This is a genomic window from Pontibacillus sp. HMF3514 (assembly GCF_009858175.1).
Lineage (GTDB): Bacteria > Bacillota > Bacilli > Bacillales > BH030062 > Pontibacillus.
Map to the genome: position 1 here is coordinate 1,987,309 of NZ_CP047393.1, position 16,238 is coordinate 2,003,546.

The following is a 16,238-nucleotide window of genomic DNA, read 5'->3' on the forward strand; positions in this document are numbered from 1 at the left end:
ATAAAAAGAGCATACACTTTATGTGCATGCTCTCCATTAGTTTATATAACAAAAGTTGGCTTACGTTTCTTTAATTTTGGTTCACGAATTTCAATCGGTTTTCCAGAATCGATATCTAATACATGGGATGCTTCGTTAAACCAGCAATCAGGTGCTTCGTGCCCCCAGAATGTTTGACGACGCTTATCATTGATATCCCAACGAATGGGCTCGAAGTCTGGATCACTAGTTAAGTAATCCCCATTATATAACTCAATTCTATGACCGTCTGGATCTCTTAAATACAAGAAGAATGCATTAGATAACCCATGTCGCCCAGGTCCTCGTTCAATGCTAGCTGTATAACCCATAGAGGCTAATACGTCACATGTGTGAATGAGACTCATAGGTTCACCTAGCCAAAAGCCTATGTGATGAAGTCTTGGACCATTACCATTCATAAATGCAACATCATGTACACTTGGTTTACGGTGCAACCATGCAGCCCAAATTTGATTATCCTCTGCAGATGTATATTCTGAGCAAGCGAAGCCGAGCTCATTAATATAAAAATCATATGCTTTTTGAACATCCTCAACCATACAGTTGAAGTGGTCAATTCGTTGTACTCGAGCTCCCTTATACAGGTCATAGCGCTGAAGCATACGCTCAACAACGTCCATTTTAGCGAAAAACTCAACAGGTAAACCGGAAACATCCTGAATTCGAAGCGTTCTCCCCATTGCTTTTTGTTTACCTTCTTCTACCCATTTGGTCTTTAAGCCTTTGTCATCGAAAAATTTAGCTAGTATTTCTAAATCGCCATCGGATTGAACCTTATAACTGATCACTTCAATACCAGGTTCCTTTTCTTTTTTCAATACAAGACTATGATGGTTATGTTCCTCTAAACCTCGAAGATAAATATGCTGATCATCACTCTCTGTTTCGATAAAGCCTAAAGCATCTACATAAAACTTACGTGAGGCCTCTAAATCTTGAACATGAAGCACTGCTCGAGCAGCACGAATAATGTTAAAATCCATGGATTTCTTCCCCCTTAGACTTTTTCAAAACTAGGCTTTTCAGAATTCGATTTAGCCAAGAAATTTTCTACTAGCTGTTTATAGGAATCTTTTTCATATTTATCAAAATAGGTCATGCCCATTTTAATTGGATCTCCGAAGAAGTAGTATTCATAGTGCATTTGACGGCTACCAAACGAGCTTAATGTCATATCCCATGCTAGACGGAATAGCTGTACACGTTCATATCCTTCAAGATTTTTGCCTTGAAGTGCTCTGTGTAGAATTGGACCGATCTCCTCGTGGGAGAAGTCAGCTTCTGTAGGGATCCCCATTAATCCTGATGCGCCAAGGATACGGATGATTTCTGTTAATCTAGGATAGATTCTAGGATACCAGTTTCGAGCAGCATCTAATGGAGCAAAATCTGGTGTCATTGTTCCACTTTCATCTAATGTTGCATTGTGCTCAGCTCTATAAAGATGAGATTTCATCGTCTCTAAAGCTAACATGATTTCAGTTCCTTTATCTTTAACATGCTGGAACTGATCGATCCCAATTGCATCCATCATATTCAAAGCGACACCAAGTAAGAACTCAGTTTTAACAATGTTCTTAGAAACAACCTGATGTGCCATGTGTACAACAGCGTTTGTCTCACCAAAAGTACGGTTACATATAGCTGAATCTTCACATACAAATACTCGTTCCCAAGGTACAAACACTTGGTCAAAGGTTACGATGGCATCTCCTTCTTCAAATCGAGAAGACAATGGATGATCCCACTTGCTTTTACCTTGATCAAAGGATTCACGGCAAATGAATTTCAATCCAGGAGTGTTATTTGGAATAGCAAAAGCTAAAGAATATGGATCATCTTTTTCACCGGAACGTTTTACTGTGGATGGGAAGACAAGAATCTCGTCTGTGATACCACCTTGTGTTGCTAAAAGACGTACACCATCTACAATGATCCCTTCTTTATTTTTCTCCACTAAGTGTAGAGCAACATTTGCGTCCTTTTGCTCGTGTTGAGCTTTAGCACGGTTTACCTGAGGATGAATAAGCGTATGGGTTAAGGAAATATCGTTTTCCCGTGCATACTCATAGTATTTCCGTGCATTTTCAGCGAACATTGGGTCTGATTCAGCAAAAAGACCATTGTTCATCCCCATAGCCATAACCTCTGCATTTAGGTAGTCTGGAGAACGTCCCATCATACCACCTGATGTATGAGCCCATTCCTGAATTGCTTCTCGACGTTCAATAATCTCTTCTACAGAAGTCGGCTGCATGAAAGTCTTTCCAACTAAGTCACCTGTTGTAGGAGACTTGTAGAGCATTTTATCCTTCTTTTCATATTGAAGATCATATAGATGAGCCATAGATTGAATTACATTTTTAAAATCTGGATGTTCTGTAACATCATCTACACGTTCCCCGTGAATGTAGACATTATTATTGGCTTTCTTTAAACGATCGATATATTCTTGACCTGTTTTTGCTGGCATATTTTCACCTCTCCTTTAAGATTACTTTCCAAACTGCGGGATATAATGATCTCCCATCGCCACATGAATGATTTTAGGCTCTGTATAGAATTCAAATGCGTAATGACCGCCTTCACGACCAATTCCGCTTCCTTTCATACCACCAAATGGAGTACGTAAGTCACGTACATTTTGTGCATTAATCCAGATCATGCCTGCCTCAACTGCATTTGCTACGCGATGACCTTTCTTGATGTCATTTGTCCATACATAGCCTGCTAATCCATATTTAACGTCATTTGCAGCTTCAATGACTTCTTCTTCTGATTCGAATTCAATCACAGACATCACTGGACCAAAGATTTCTTCTTGAGAAACACGCATGTTATTTTTTGCATTTAAGAGTAATGTAGCTGGCACAAAGTTTCCTGCACTTACTTCTTCAGGGACAGTACCTTGGACAACTTCACATCCTTCTTCTTTCGCTAACTCAATATAACCCGTCACTTTGTCATAATGCTCTCTATGGATAAGAGGCCCAAGCTGGGTGGAAGAATCCATCGGGTCACCAATTTTCACTTTGGTTACTCGTTCTCGTAGAGCTTTTACAAAGTCATCTTTAATGTTCTTGTGAACGAAAACTCTTGAGTTTGCTGTACAACGCTCACCATTAAAGGAGAAAATCCCCCAAACAGCAGCGTCTAGAGCACGCTCAAAGTCCGCATCATCAAAGACAATAAGTGGTGATTTCCCACCTAACTCCATGGATGTTTTCTTTAAGGAGTCCGCTGCATTCTTAATAATGGTAGAGCCAGTAACGGTTTCTCCAGTAAATGAAATCGCTTCCACAATTGGGTTAGAAACAAGTTCTGCCCCAGCAGTTTCCCCAAACCCATGAACGACATTAAATACGCCTGGTGGCATTTCAGCTTTATCTGCTAATTCAGCTAATTTATTTGCAGTAAGCGGAGACAATTCGGCTGGTTTTAGGATCACCGTATTCCCTGTAGCAAGAGCAGGTGCTACCTTCCAAGTTTCAAGCATAAATGGTGCATTCCAAGGCGTAATAAGCCCAACAGGTCCTAGTGGCTTATAAACGGTGTAGTTGATAAACTCATCATCTACTGGATACGATTCTCCGTGAAGTTTGGATTGAACCATACGAGAATAGAATCGGAAGTTTTCAGCTGCCCGGGATACCATTTTTCGAGTTTGATGGATTGGTAGTCCTGTATCTAAAGATTCCATTACAGCTATTTCGTCTACTTCTTCATCGATTAAGTCAGCAAGACGATGAATATACTCCATACGATCTTTTACTTTCATTTTGCCCCAAGGACCCTTACGAAACGCCTTTTGAGCAGCATAAATTGCTTCCTGCATGTCTTCTTTGCGTCCTTCAGCTACGTAATTCGTTACCTCATTCGTAAAAGGATTAATGTTCTCGAAGGTTTCACCCGCTTGACCATCTACGAATTCACCATTGATATATAACTGGATATTATCTAATTTACGGTGAGCGGCGACTCCCTTTTCTTGTTCTGTTTTGTTACTCAATGTATAGGCTCCTTTCTTTACTAATTTCGCACTTATTTAGCTGTTACCTCATCTGGAAGGTCAACATAGTCTCGTAGTACGTTACGAATTTCATCTTGAATTGCTTTAGTTGGGACATCCATTGGCAGACGAAGAACAGGTTCGATTCTTCCCATCATACCTAATGCGGCTTTTAATGGCGCTGGGTTTGTATCTTTAAATAAGACATCATTTAAAGGCATGAGCTCATAGTGAAGATCTTGTGCACGCTTCACATCGCCCTCTTTCCAAGCATCATAGATTTCTGCAACTTTACTTGGGACAACATTGGCTGTAGCGCTAATATGTCCTGCTCCACCAATGGCAAGCATAGGGTAGCATAATAGTTCTATCCCTGAGTAAAGCAAGAAGTCTCTACCGCAATTTAACAGAACTCGATTCACGTGCTCGAAGTCTTTATTAGATTCTTTAACACCGATAATATTTGGACAGTCTTTGCTGAGCTTTGCAAGTGTTTCTACGTGGAGATTTGTGGCTGTACGACCTGGAATATTATAAATAATAATCGGCAGGTCTACTGAATCCGCGACACGTTTAAAATGTTTATATAATGCGTGCTGTGAAGGTTTGTTGTAATAAGGGACAATAACAAGAGCAGCATCTGCTCCGATATCTTCTGCTTTTTTCGTTAAGTACATCGTTTCTTCATGATTGGTAGAGCCTGTTCCAGGTACAAATGGAACACGTTGATCTATGGTTTTAGAAGCTATTTTCATAACCTCTACTCTCTCTTCTACAGTTAAGGAACTAGGTTCACCTGTTGTTCCTGTAACTGAAATAGCATGAGTACCACTATGAATGTGCCAATCAATCAACTGCTCAAATATTGAATAATCAATGGAACCATCTTCTTTGAATGGGGTTATAATAGGGGCAATTGATCCTCTTAGCTTTTCTTTTGCTGCTTGCAAGTCTGCCATACCGACACTCCTTTATGTGTATTATTAATATTCTACTTTAACTACTCCCCAGGATACTTTTCCGAATTATCAGAAATATCCTACGATTTTATTGTATCTTGTGGTAATATATATGAAAAATATACAAAACGTTTGGAATCCATATGTAAATCATATAGATGAGGAGGTTCAAATAATGGACGTTAAACAACTCCATTACTTTGCAACAATTGCTGAGGAAGGACAAATTACACGAGCTGCTAAAAAGCTATATATGGCCCAGCCCCCATTAAGTCAACAATTAAAATTACTTGAACAAGAATTAGGTGTTTCTCTATTTGAGAGACATGGTCGTGAGTTAAAGCTCACGGAAGCTGGACACGTACTTTATAATCGATCGAAGGAAATTTTATATAAGGTAAATGATACGTTTACAGAGGTAACAGAAACAGGTGAAGGCTTGCGTGGTGTTTTATCGATTGGGTCAGTAAAGACATGTTTTTGCTATATTCCTGAGAGAATGAAGCAATTTCGCAATCAATACCCCAATGTGTCATTTAAGTTGATTGAGGGAGATTCTTTCCGTTTAGCTCAATACTTAAAAGATCGTGATATTGAACTAGCTATCGTGAGGAAGCCTTTAGATATGAGTGAATTCTCATCTTATCCTTTGCCGAATGATAACTTCGTGGCTGTTGTGTCGGATGAGTGGGGAGTATCTGGACAGGAAAAGATTAGTATGGATCAGTTAGCAGATTTACCATTAATGCTTCTTCACCGGGCTGGTGTTGGTGAGCTTGGCTTGTATGAGCTTGTGCTAGATCATTTCGCTCAGCATAACTTACAGCCAAATGTTATCTGTGAATGTGCAGATGCAGCTATGTTATTATCTTTGGTTAAAGCAGGTGTAGGAGCAACCTTGCTCCCACAGTCTACTTTAAAAGCTTTTCCCGCTTACGGATTAAAAGTTTTAGAACTAGAAGATACCATGATTCAATCGGAGTCAGCGGTCATTTGGTTAAAAGATCGTCATTTATCCAAACATGCCACACGTTTTATAGAATCTTTTCAGACTGAATCACTTGTAAGTCCATAACTTATTTATATCTAGTGTGGATGTTGTTGTGCTTATAAGTCTTATTCTCAAATTCAAACCATTCTAATGATAATGCTAAATAACGTTTGTCGAACATCGGTTGGAAGTGATCTTTAGTAGCTTCAAACAGTTCGTCTAACGTTTCTTTTTTTTGTTCATCAGTTCGTCCACTACCAATTTTTATTGTAATGTGAACAAATGCATCGTCTTCCTTTCCATCTGCTATGACATAATCATGAAGTTCTATAGCTCTTGAACGAATCCCTCCTACTGGGAAGATATCTGGTTTTGAAACAAGAACTTCATTTAATTTCTGTAACAATGTGGCTATTTCAGCTTCGTGTTTAATATTATCTGTGTACTCTACAATGATATGAGGCATCTATGTTCTCCTCCCCCCATTTAATAGATAAACTCATCGTCTCCAATGATTGTGTTATGAAGGGAGCCAATCCCTTCAATCTCTGTAACAACCTCATCCCCTACTTTTGTGTCGACTGTCCCTTTTGGAGTTCCAGTCAAAATCATATCCCCAGGGTTTAATGTCATAAATCCACTTAAGTATTCGATTAAAGATGGGATTCCAAAAACCATATCCTTAGTAGAGCCTTCTTGTGTCATTTCTCCATTTACATACGTTCGAATTTGTAGGTTCATTGGATCAACAATATCAGATGCATCTACAAACCAAGGTCCTAGCGGTGTACTATGATCCCTGTTCTTTACACGTAAGTTAGGACGATAATAGTTTTCTAGATAATCACGAAATGCATAGTCATTACCTATTGTATAGCCTGCTACATAGTCATAAGCATCAGCTCTTTTTACGTTTCGAGCTTGTTTACCTATGACAACACCTAATTCACATTCATAATGCATATGTGTTACATCAGAAGGTCGGTGTGTTTGGCTACGATGACCTGTAAAGGTATTTGGGCCCTTAAGGAAAACGAGTGGCTCTTCAGGCGCTTTAAAAGAAAGTTCATTAGCATGATCAGAGTAGTTTAACCCTAATGCAAATACAGTTCCTGGCTCAATAGGTGGTAGCCATTCTATATCATTCTCAGAGACAAAAAGCCCATTATGTAACTTAATGTTCCCTTTTTGCTCTTCTGCTTTATAGATTGAACCTTTATATACGACTCGAGCTCGTTTCATTTGAAACCCCTCCTAACATCCAATCACGTTCACTTTTAATTGTATTTTCAAGTACTCCAATACCTTCTACTGAGATTTTCACATGATCTCCAATCTCCACTATTGGAGCATTTTCCGGAACTCCAGTTAAGAGCAAATCCCCTTCATTCAATGTCATAAATTCTGTGATGTCTTGTATCAATTTTGGGATAGAACGAACTAGATTCGTAGTTGAGTTTTCCTGACGCAGTTCACCATTTACATAGACTTGTAGTTTACATTCATCTGGGTTTTTAATCGACTCTTTTTCGACCACCCAAGGCCCGACAGGACAAAACCCATCACGTGCCTTATGTTTAACAGCTGGTCGGTAAACGCTTTCATGAGGGATCGAAATATCATTGGCAATAGTATAGCCTTGAACATAGTCCATAGCATTTGCTTCCGTCACATTACATGCTGTTTTGCCAATAACGATCCCTAAAGAAGCTCCAACTTCCAATTGATTTTCACCAATTGGCATTGGAACAGCGCGTTTTGATGCATTAATTGTATTCGCTGGTTTAATATAAAGAATCGGAGCTTGTGGAGGTTGTTTATGTGGGGGTTCATACATCTGGTTTCCTAACTCTTCTATGGCTCCTTTATAATTTAGAAGAACTCCATAGATTGTACCATCTATAGGAGCATCTAAATGTAAATCATTTTGGGAATAAGTAGCTCCATTCACTTCAATCTTGTTATCTGATTGAAGGGTTGCTTCAGTTGGTTTTTTCTGGCCTGATAGGTGCAATTTCACCTGGCTCATTTGCAACACCTCTTTCTAAAAATAAAAAGATACACTCTTGTTTCTTAATATATCATGTTCGTCTAAATATAAAAAATATTTAAACAATTTAAATGGCATATTAAAATTGTATAGTTTTAATTCTTTAGTTGAAATGTTGCTTCCGTTTTGAATTGTACCTCTGGTTTTTCCCCTAATATTTTTCTTAAAATAAACAAAGCATCATCTTTCTTTTTAGCTTCAATCATGCAATCGATTTGATCAGAGGATTGATTCACGCTTTTTACAAAGTTTAAAAACATATCCTGATCAATATAATCTGCATGACTTTTAAATTCACTCTCGCTTTTTGGGCTAGAGATATGCATTTTTACAGGGAGCGGTGATTGTTCCCAGGTTTTTAGTACTCTGTCCCAGTTTTTCATCCAATTTGAATCCTCATGATTGGCCATATGATGATGGATATCGAAAATAAAAGGGATTCCAAGCTTTTCACAGACATATAAGCAATCATCCATCGTATAAATCGTGTCATCATTTTCAAGCATAATCATCTTTTGAATGCCTCTTGGTACAGAACCCCAATTTTCGATGAAACGTTCGAGAGACTTCGTTTTATCATCATAACTCCCACCAAGGTGAAGAACACAACGATGTGTTGGATCAATTCCCATAGCATGAAGTAACTTATAGTGATACTTTAAAACATTTAAAGATGCTTTAAATTTATCTTCTTTTGGTGAATTAATAACGACAAAATGATCTGGATGAAAGTCAATACGCATATTCTCACTATTTGCATAATCCCCTAATTCCCTTAGATCCTCTTTTAATGCTTGAATGTAATCCCAATCCTTTAAATCCTCGTGAGTAGCTAATGGAACAAGTTTAGAGCTTAACCGAAAAAACTCTATTTCAAGAGCTTTGTTATGTTTTAGTAAGCGAAGTGTATTATGAATGTTTGATTTTGAAAGTCGCTCAAGCTTTCCAATAGCTGCTTCTCGGTCTTGAAGCTTTTGAAAACGACTATATGTCATTGTTTGAGATGGAGAAGCATTTTGAACATGTACGCTCATCGCTACATAGCCAAGTCGAAAAAGTGTCATTGTATTCCTCCTATACTGTAATGGAATAAGTATAGTTTCTGTTATTTGAGGAGTTGTATACCAAAAAAAGCTACACCTTTACGTGTAGCTTTTTCCGTTTATTTTTCTGCTAAGACTTTAATGAATTCACGCATGTAATCAGGCAGATCTGGTGGACGACGACTTGAGATGATGTGTCCATCGACCACAACAGGTTCGTGAACCCATGTTGCGCCAGCATTGATCATATCATCCTTTATACCTGGTGTACTTGTTACTTTGCGCCCTTTTAAAATATCTGCTGAAATGAGAACCCAACCTGCGTGACAAATTTGTCCGATTGGCTTTTCCTGATTGTCCATTTCACGAACCATATTTAACACATCTTCATATCTACGTAGCTTATCTGGAGACCAACCTCCGGGTACTAATATCGCATCATATTCATTTGGATCGATGTCTTGAAACGTTAGATCAGAAACGACAGGAACACCATATTTCCCAATATATTCTTCATCAGGCTTCTCAGCCACGATATGGACGGTAGCCCCTTCTTCTCGTAAACGCATAACAGGATACCATAGTTCTAGATCTTCAAAATCGTCACTTACAATTTGAATGACCTTTTTGTTTTGTAATTTCAAAAGGATTGCCCTCCAATGTTTAAAGGTTTCGCTTCTATTTTGTATGATAAAGCATTAAAATTCAAATGATTCAACATGCTATAAACTGAAAAAGCTACCCATCAGATGGATAGCTTTCAACACTTATTTTTGTTGATTTCTTTGAGCTGCTCGTTGGTCTGCTTCTTTTTCTCTTTGCTGAGCTTTTAAATCATCTTGGTCAGCAAACTCTTGAGAGAATTCAACGTCCTGCCCATCTTCTACAATATCTTTTTTAGGTGTTTGAGGTAAGCGAGATTTTGTTTTGTCTGCCCCTTTTTTACTTTGTCCACGAGTCATAATGGATTCTCCTTTCAGATTAAGCGATTCCTGTTTAGAATTCCAAAATCGAAAGAAGATATACAAAAAGCTGTCTCATATACAGAGACAGCCTTTGTGTTGTTTATTTTAGAATTTGAACAGTAACTTGTTTTCTACCCCAGTTCAATGCTTCTTGTCTTGATGGGATAAATACATCAATTTTGTTTCCGGTAATTGCAGAACCGACGTCTCCTGCTACAGCATAACCATAGCCTTCAACATACACTTCAGTGCCTAGTGGGATCACATCAGGATCCACTGCAATTACTTTTTTATCTGGATTTTCTAAAAGGTTTATACCGGTTGCTGTAACGCCTGAGCATCCAGCGCAATTTGCTGTATAAGCAGTTGCTGATACTTCTAATTCACGCACAACATCGTTTGTTTCTTTCGTTTCTACCCCACCTGAAACAGCTAGAGTCTGTCCAGGGTAAATTGTGTTAGATTGTAAATCGTTCCATGCTTTTATTTGACTCACACTTGCACCAGTCCTTTGAGAAATAGCCCAAAGTGTGTCTCCCGATTGAACGGTGTAGGAGTTTGAATTGCTATCTACACGTGTATTCGTTGTTGCTGGTGCTACTGTTAGTTGATCTCCTGGGTAAATAAGATTTGAATCAAGGTTATTCCAATCTTTTAGATCAGCTACGGAAACACCGTGTGTTTGGGATAACCCCCAAAGTGTGTCTCCAGGATCTACTTCTACACTTTCTGCTGCATATACATTTGTTGTTAGTGCTGCAGATAATCCTGCAACTGTTGCTAGACTCATGATTGTTTTTTTCATTCGTGGTGCCTCCCCGTTTAGCTATTAAGCTACTAAACCCTACTATAACAAAGAATAGATTGATTCAAAGAACAGTCTAGTAACGATTTTATTGCAAGCATTACATATTTTTAACAAAAAGATGACAAAATAGATCCTTAGACATAGAAAAAGCGATAGAATCACGAATGCTCTATCGCTTTTGGGAAAAGTGGGAAACTAATTCGGAATGAAGACTCTCACCTATCCTTTAATACTGATGTAACAATATGTCTTGAATCCCAATCATATCTTGAAAATGGTGCTATAGGAGGTGTATTTGGAAACAACTTTTGATCTATCTCCCCAACCGTCATTCCATTTTGATATATATTTACAATATTTTCTTGAAGATCAAGTAAATAGTCTAATTTTTGTTTTAGCAGTAACCTTCCATTTGGTAGATAACCTGTATGGCAACAAAACACCTCTTCAAAGTCATATGTGAGTACCTTTTTTAGTGATTGAATCATTTCAGGTATGGACTCACTTTCCATTATCACTTTAGGCTTAGGGGTCACAAACAAATCACCAGTGAATAGAAGTTTTTTCTCGATATTATATAAAGCCATATGATCCTGAGCATGACCTGGCGTGTGAATCGTTTCCCAAGAATAGTTTCGTGATTGTAAAACATCCGGAAGTGGTTCTGCTTCAAATGGTTTTCGAATACCCCAGACCAATTGCCGGTATTGAGGGTAATTCGCCTCTCTTTTACTTTCTTCAATACTCATTTGGTTAATATAAATCGGTACTTCCAGACTGTTTTGCACCCAATTTGCAGTACCTGTATGATCTTCATGTGCATGTGTGATCACAACAAAATCAATTGGGTACTTATTGTAAATAGGGATAAGCTTATCAAGTAACTGAATAGTATTCGTATCGATAAGCATGCCATCGACAATGAAATTATAAACTTGTAATGTAACAGAGCTGTAGGTGACTGTTCCCTTAATAGCTGTTACGTCTTGGTGTTGTATGATATCAACCATAAATACTCCTCCAAAACCTTCAATAGTTAATTAAAGATGTTTATTCTTTGTTAATAAACTTCCAATAACAAAAGCTAGTAATGATAAGAAGACTGGATAAACAACTGTATGAACCTCCATCATACCCGGAAGATTGTTCATAATTGGTTCGAACCATTGATAAAACTTAGTTAATATTGGATGAACGTCAAACTTTGGATATGCTTTGGAATATTGATCGATAAAGATATATGAACCAATTCCAACTAGCATAGAAGCTAAAGCACCATATTTGTTTCCCTTTGACCAATATAACCCCAGAACAACAGGCCATATAAATGCTGCTTCAAGGCCCCCAAAGGCAAAAAGGTTTAACCAAATTAACAAATCAGGTGGTTGTAATGCGATTAAAAATACACTTATTCCTAAAAAAGCGGTTATACCAATACTTAAGCGCTTTACCCTTTTCTCACTAGCTGAAGGCTTAATATAATTTAAGTACACATCTTTGACTACTGCAGAGCTTACTAAAAGAAGAAGAGAGTCTACTGTAGACATAATCGCTGCCATAGGAGCCGCAAGTACTAATCCCGCTATCCAAGGCGGCAGAACTTCTTGAGCAATAAGCGGCATTACTTTATCTCCAACCTCTATTCCAGGAAGGATTGGACGAGCAAATACACCAATTAAATGCATATTTAACATAATAAATCCAACAACAATCGTTCCTACGATTAACGCACGATGCATAGACTTAGAGCTCTTATATGACATTGCCCTGACTGTCACTTGAGGTAAACCAACAACACCAACCCCTACTAATATCCAAAAAGACGACACGTACGTAGCACTTAGGTTTCCTTCTGCTCCATATGGTGTAACAAGGTTAGGATTTTCCTTTACCAAGTCGGCCATGATTTGATCAATGCCCCCACCTGCAATGATGGTTGCCACTAACAAAATAAATGTTCCAAAAAACATTATTGTACCCTGTACGGCATCCGTAAGTGCAACTGCACGGAAACCTCCAATAATGACATAAAGAAGAACGGATAAAGCAAAAATAAATAGAGCACTTTCATATTCTATTTTGACTAAAGACTCTATTAGACGTGCTCCACCAACCCACTGTGCTGCCATAGCTGAAAATAGGAAAATCACAATACTAAAGGCTGCCGAAAGAACGACCCATTTGCTTTGATAACGTTCTTTTAAGAAATCAATAAGAGTTATAGCATTATAGCGTCTTGCCATGATAGCGAATTTTTTACCTAAAACCATAAGGACAAAATATCCTGTTACAACTTGTGACATGGCTAACAATACCCAACCAAGTCCTTGGGTATAGGCTACTCCTGGACCACCTATGAAACTACTGGCACTCCCATATGTAGCTGTCATGGTCATTGCTAGAATAAATCCGCCTAATTGTCTTCCCCCTAAGAAATATTCTTGAAGGAATGAATTAGAAGATCTTACATACCGACTTGCCCAAAGGCCTACAATAAAGATTGAGATTAAGAATACAATCAATGAAATGATAATGGTTATATTCATTCTTGGCTTCCTCCTTCTTCATCCAGAGGAACTTCAGTAAACCAAAACTTAACTACAACAATAACTAAAATGACCATAATTAAGAACCCTAGTACACAACTATAAAAAAACCAAGAGGGCAGTCCTATAATATATGTATAATCTTCTGGTGTTCGATCTCCCAACCCATAAGCAAATCCAAACCACCAAACGAAATTAAAAATGGCCAATCCAATCCCGATTAAAGCTTCTCTGTTTGCAACTTTAAATCGATGATCGGTCTTTTTCATTTGCGTTCCCTCCTTTTATTTACTCTTCTATTAAAGTAATAAAGAAATAGAGCACTACTACTATACATGAGATATGTATATATAATCAATTCTATCGTATGGCTTAATTTCGAGAAAGAGCAATACTAGAAAAATAAGTAAGAGCTTGGGGATCCCCAAGCTCTTTACTCAATACGTTTATGCCGAATTTTCTAAAGTGGGTAATGTTACTAGGAAAGTAGTTCCTTCATGCTGTTCGCTTTCTACTAAAACTTTACCATTATGGGATTGGATAATTTGAAAGCTTACCATTAACCCAAGGCCATTTCCACTTTCTTTAGTTGTGTAAAACGGTTCTCCAATCTTGTCTAATTGTTCTTTTGAAATGCCAACACCAGTATCTTGTATATAGATATGAACTTGCTCATTATCCAGCTGGCATTTCACATTGACCTCGCCACCTTTTGGGGTTGCCTCAATCGCATTTTTAATAAAATTGAGGAAAACTTGTTTTAATCGACCCTCATCACATTTCACTTTAACTTCATCTTGAGAACAATCAAAATTAACTTGAACTTTGGCTTTTCGTGCAGTGTAATCCAACAGCTGCATAACATGTTGAATCATTGGAATGATGTTCTTTGTCCCTAATTGAACTTCTTTAGGTTTTGCTAGCATCATGAAGTCTTCCACAATATCATTCACACGTTCAATTTCTTCAGTTATGATTGCTAAAAGTTCACTTCGTTCATCTTCTTCCTCATCAAGTTGTAAAAACTCTGCATAACCACGGATGGATGTTAATGGGTTACGTATTTCATGAGCCACCCCAGCTGCTAATTGTCCAACTGCACTAAGTTTATCCTGTCTACGCAGTACTTCTTCTGTTTTCTTGCGTTCTGTAATGTCATTTCGAATAGCTAAATATTGATAGGGTTTTCCGTTTTGTTTCATGAAAGGAACGATCGTAGTGTCTACCCAATAATAACTGCCCTCTTTGGCTTTATTACGTATTTCCCCTTTCCATACTTCTCCTGAACCAATTGTTCTCCATAACTCTTTAAAGAATTCTTTGTCATGGTAACCTGAATTTAAAATGCGGTGGTCTTCCCCTAGCAATTCTTCCCGACTATACTTGGATATCTCACAGAACTTATCATTTACATTCTGTATAATTCCTTTTTCATCCGTAATAGCTACAATGGTGGATTGATCCAATGCAAATTGAATGTCCTGAACTTCTTTTACCGTTTCTTTCAACTGTACTTCTGCTTCTTTTCGATCAGTAATATCCGTTCGAATCGCAATGTACTGATAGGGTTTGCCTTTTTTATTTAAGAAAGGAACGATTGTTGTGTCCACCCAATAAAAAGATCCATCTTTTTTCTTGTTTTTAATTTCACCTTTCCAAACTTCTCCTGAACCAATGGTTTTCCATAGATCTTTAAAAAATTCCTTTGAATGGTATCCTGAATTTAACATGTTATGATCTTGACCTATGAGTTCATATTCTTCATAACCTGTAATGTCTAGTAATTTATCATTCACATACGTGATTTTTCCTTGAGCATTTGTAATCGCAACAATGGAAGATTCATCTAAGGCGAACTTGATATCATTGATATAAGAATCACTCGTAGCAAGTCGGTTACTGATAAGCGTACTAGACCAAAGCAAACCAGCAATAATAAAAATAGATATAAATAATACAAGATAGAGTACAAAAGAGTCTTGTGCAGATGATGAATCACTTATGTTAGAACCATTAACACTTGTTCGCGCGGCTTGTGTAAGTAAAATGTAGCCTTCAAGAATAGCTCCGGTTACAATAATGGAGCTGAGTGGTTTGATCCATAGATTAGTTGCGTTCGTTGCAAAATGATAATATGTAAGAATCCATAGAACGAATAAAAATGAACCATAAATAAGTAGAGTACTTAAAAGAAATATTCCTATATCATAGCGTACTCCTACGTTTGAAGCATACATCCCCATAACATGGTTAGAAAATACAGCTAACGTTAGTAAGAGACTGCCTATAAACAAGTAATGTTTCTTTTGGCTAATGACATTATAAAAAGCTATTCCTGTAAAGGAAACACCTAATATAAATGATAGCAATGAAATAGATAATTGATTACTAGCTATATTAGACGGTTCTTCAGCAAGCATTGTTAGAAAGTTCATGACCCAAATACCAATTCCCATTGATGATATTCCAGCTAAAAATAAGGAACGTTTATGCCGATCTGAAGTATGTAATAACGAAAATAAATCAAGAGATGTGTAAGATGTCATCAAAGTCAAAATAACAGCAACAAGCATAATTACAGAGCTATATGAATTGAGTAAAACCTCCACTTTTAATTCCTTCCCCTCTCATTTATCTTTATTCAATTGTACTGGAAAAAACATATACTTAAAAGGTTACTTTCATTTCCCATTTCCCGGGCAAGCGCATATTTCTCAATTTTATAACAGGAAGTGACAACATTCTTTTGGTTTTTGTCATCTTAGATATCAGTTATATCAGTCTGGGGTGAATAGTTCTTCCATTACAATTTATTCTATTATATG

Annotated in this window: 16 protein-coding genes; 1 reads left to right on the forward strand and 15 read right to left on the reverse strand. The window is 37.5% G+C overall.

Annotated elements, in window-relative coordinates:
* Positions 1–41: 41 nt before the first annotated feature.
* The 4 genes from hpaD to hpaI are packed head-to-tail and all read right to left on the reverse strand — an operon-like array spanning position 42 to position 5,010.
* Positions 42–1,025, reverse strand: a complete 984-nt coding sequence (gene hpaD / locus GS400_RS10220; RefSeq protein WP_160101439.1) for a 3,4-dihydroxyphenylacetate 2,3-dioxygenase — start codon at positions 1,023–1,025, stop codon at positions 42–44.
* Positions 1,026–1,039: 14 nt separating this feature from the next.
* The gene (gene hpaB / locus GS400_RS10225; protein WP_160101441.1) at positions 1,040–2,515 is read right to left on the reverse strand and encodes a 4-hydroxyphenylacetate 3-monooxygenase, oxygenase component; all 1,476 of its coding nucleotides are present in this window, start codon (positions 2,513–2,515) and stop codon (positions 1,040–1,042) included.
* 21 nt (positions 2,516–2,536) lie between these two features.
* The gene (gene hpaE, locus GS400_RS10230; RefSeq protein WP_160101443.1) at positions 2,537–4,051 is read right to left on the reverse strand and encodes a 5-carboxymethyl-2-hydroxymuconate semialdehyde dehydrogenase; all 1,515 of its coding nucleotides are present in this window, start codon (positions 4,049–4,051) and stop codon (positions 2,537–2,539) included.
* A gap of 32 nt (positions 4,052–4,083) precedes the next feature.
* On the reverse strand, positions 4,084–5,010 hold the full coding sequence (hpaI, locus tag GS400_RS10235; protein WP_160101445.1) for a 2,4-dihydroxyhept-2-ene-1,7-dioic acid aldolase: 927 nt from the start codon (positions 5,008–5,010) through the stop codon (positions 4,084–4,086).
* A 175-nt stretch (positions 5,011–5,185) separates the two neighbouring features.
* Between hpaI and GS400_RS10240 the strand changes: the two genes are divergently transcribed.
* Positions 5,186–6,085, forward strand: a complete 900-nt coding sequence (locus GS400_RS10240) for a LysR family transcriptional regulator (protein WP_160101447.1) — start codon at positions 5,186–5,188, stop codon at positions 6,083–6,085.
* A gap of 1 nt (position 6,086) precedes the next feature.
* Here GS400_RS10240 and GS400_RS10245 read toward each other — a convergent pair whose 3' ends face one another.
* The 11 genes from GS400_RS10245 to GS400_RS10295 form a co-directional block, all read right to left on the reverse strand.
* Positions 6,087–6,467, reverse strand: a complete 381-nt coding sequence (locus tag GS400_RS10245) for a 5-carboxymethyl-2-hydroxymuconate Delta-isomerase (protein WP_160101449.1) — start codon at positions 6,465–6,467, stop codon at positions 6,087–6,089.
* 20 nt (positions 6,468–6,487) lie between these two features.
* On the reverse strand, positions 6,488–7,243 hold the full coding sequence (locus GS400_RS10250; protein WP_160101451.1) for a fumarylacetoacetate hydrolase family protein: 756 nt from the start codon (positions 7,241–7,243) through the stop codon (positions 6,488–6,490).
* A complete protein-coding gene (locus GS400_RS10255; RefSeq protein ID WP_160101453.1) occupies positions 7,218–8,030 on the reverse strand; it encodes a fumarylacetoacetate hydrolase family protein in 813 nt (270 codons plus the stop codon). Before GS400_RS10255 ends, GS400_RS10250 begins: the two co-directional genes overlap by 26 nt.
* Positions 8,031–8,146: 116 nt before the next feature.
* Entirely contained in the window at positions 8,147–9,115 is a 969-nt protein-coding gene (uvsE, locus tag GS400_RS10260; RefSeq protein ID WP_160101455.1) for a UV DNA damage repair endonuclease UvsE, read from the reverse strand.
* A 98-nt stretch (positions 9,116–9,213) separates the two neighbouring features.
* Positions 9,214–9,738 carry a type 1 glutamine amidotransferase domain-containing protein gene (locus GS400_RS10265; protein ID WP_160101457.1) on the reverse strand — a complete coding sequence of 175 codons (525 nt, stop codon included), beginning with the start codon at positions 9,736–9,738 and terminating at the stop codon, positions 9,214–9,216.
* 123 nt (positions 9,739–9,861) lie between these two features.
* The gene (locus GS400_RS10270) at positions 9,862–10,056 is read right to left on the reverse strand and encodes a YfhD family protein (RefSeq protein ID WP_160101459.1); all 195 of its coding nucleotides are present in this window, start codon (positions 10,054–10,056) and stop codon (positions 9,862–9,864) included.
* A gap of 103 nt (positions 10,057–10,159) precedes the next feature.
* A complete protein-coding gene (locus GS400_RS10275; protein ID WP_160101461.1) occupies positions 10,160–10,864 on the reverse strand; it encodes a LysM peptidoglycan-binding and 3D domain-containing protein in 705 nt (234 codons plus the stop codon).
* Positions 10,865–11,082: 218 nt separating this feature from the next.
* Positions 11,083–11,877, reverse strand: a complete 795-nt coding sequence (locus GS400_RS10280; protein ID WP_160101463.1) for an MBL fold metallo-hydrolase — start codon at positions 11,875–11,877, stop codon at positions 11,083–11,085.
* A gap of 30 nt (positions 11,878–11,907) precedes the next feature.
* Positions 11,908–13,413 carry a sodium/pantothenate symporter gene (gene panF / locus GS400_RS10285; RefSeq protein WP_160101465.1) on the reverse strand — a complete coding sequence of 502 codons (1,506 nt, stop codon included), beginning with the start codon at positions 13,411–13,413 and terminating at the stop codon, positions 11,908–11,910.
* On the reverse strand, positions 13,410–13,682 hold the full coding sequence (locus tag GS400_RS10290; protein WP_160101467.1) for a YhdT family protein: 273 nt from the start codon (positions 13,680–13,682) through the stop codon (positions 13,410–13,412). The genes panF and GS400_RS10290 overlap by 4 nt, the downstream gene beginning before the upstream one ends.
* Positions 13,683–13,859: 177 nt before the next feature.
* Positions 13,860–15,986 carry a PAS domain S-box protein gene (locus GS400_RS10295; protein WP_236560868.1) on the reverse strand — a complete coding sequence of 709 codons (2,127 nt, stop codon included), beginning with the start codon at positions 15,984–15,986 and terminating at the stop codon, positions 13,860–13,862.
* Positions 15,987–16,238: the final 252 nt, after the last annotated feature.

Excerpts from the sequence above, each read along its gene's own strand:
- GS400_RS10295 (WP_236560868.1), bottom strand. The coding sequence starts at position 15,986 with ATGCTTGTTGCTGTTATTTTGACTTTGATGACATCTTACACATCTCTT.
- panF (WP_160101465.1), bottom strand. The coding sequence starts at position 13,413 with ATGAATATAACCATTATCATTTCATTGATTGTATTCTTAATCTCAATC.
- GS400_RS10240 (WP_160101447.1), top strand. The coding sequence starts at position 5,186 with ATGGACGTTAAACAACTCCATTACTTTGCAACAATTGCTGAGGAAGGA.
- hpaI (WP_160101445.1), bottom strand. The coding sequence starts at position 5,010 with ATGGCAGACTTGCAAGCAGCAAAAGAAAAGCTAAGAGGATCAATTGCC.
- GS400_RS10275 (WP_160101461.1), bottom strand. The coding sequence starts at position 10,864 with ATGAAAAAAACAATCATGAGTCTAGCAACAGTTGCAGGATTATCTGCA.
- uvsE (WP_160101455.1), bottom strand. The coding sequence starts at position 9,115 with ATGACACTTTTTCGACTTGGCTATGTAGCGATGAGCGTACATGTTCAA.
- hpaD (WP_160101439.1), bottom strand. The coding sequence starts at position 1,025 with ATGGATTTTAACATTATTCGTGCTGCTCGAGCAGTGCTTCATGTTCAA.
- GS400_RS10270 (WP_160101459.1), bottom strand. The coding sequence starts at position 10,056 with ATGACTCGTGGACAAAGTAAAAAAGGGGCAGACAAAACAAAATCTCGC.
- hpaB (WP_160101441.1), bottom strand. The coding sequence starts at position 2,515 with ATGCCAGCAAAAACAGGTCAAGAATATATCGATCGTTTAAAGAAAGCC.
- GS400_RS10250 (WP_160101451.1), bottom strand. The coding sequence starts at position 7,243 with ATGAAACGAGCTCGAGTCGTATATAAAGGTTCAATCTATAAAGCAGAA.
- GS400_RS10290 (WP_160101467.1), bottom strand. The coding sequence starts at position 13,682 with ATGAAAAAGACCGATCATCGATTTAAAGTTGCAAACAGAGAAGCTTTA.
- GS400_RS10255 (WP_160101453.1), bottom strand. The coding sequence starts at position 8,030 with ATGAGCCAGGTGAAATTGCACCTATCAGGCCAGAAAAAACCAACTGAA.
- GS400_RS10245 (WP_160101449.1), bottom strand. The coding sequence starts at position 6,467 with ATGCCTCATATCATTGTAGAGTACACAGATAATATTAAACACGAAGCT.
- GS400_RS10280 (WP_160101463.1), bottom strand. The coding sequence starts at position 11,877 with ATGGTTGATATCATACAACACCAAGACGTAACAGCTATTAAGGGAACA.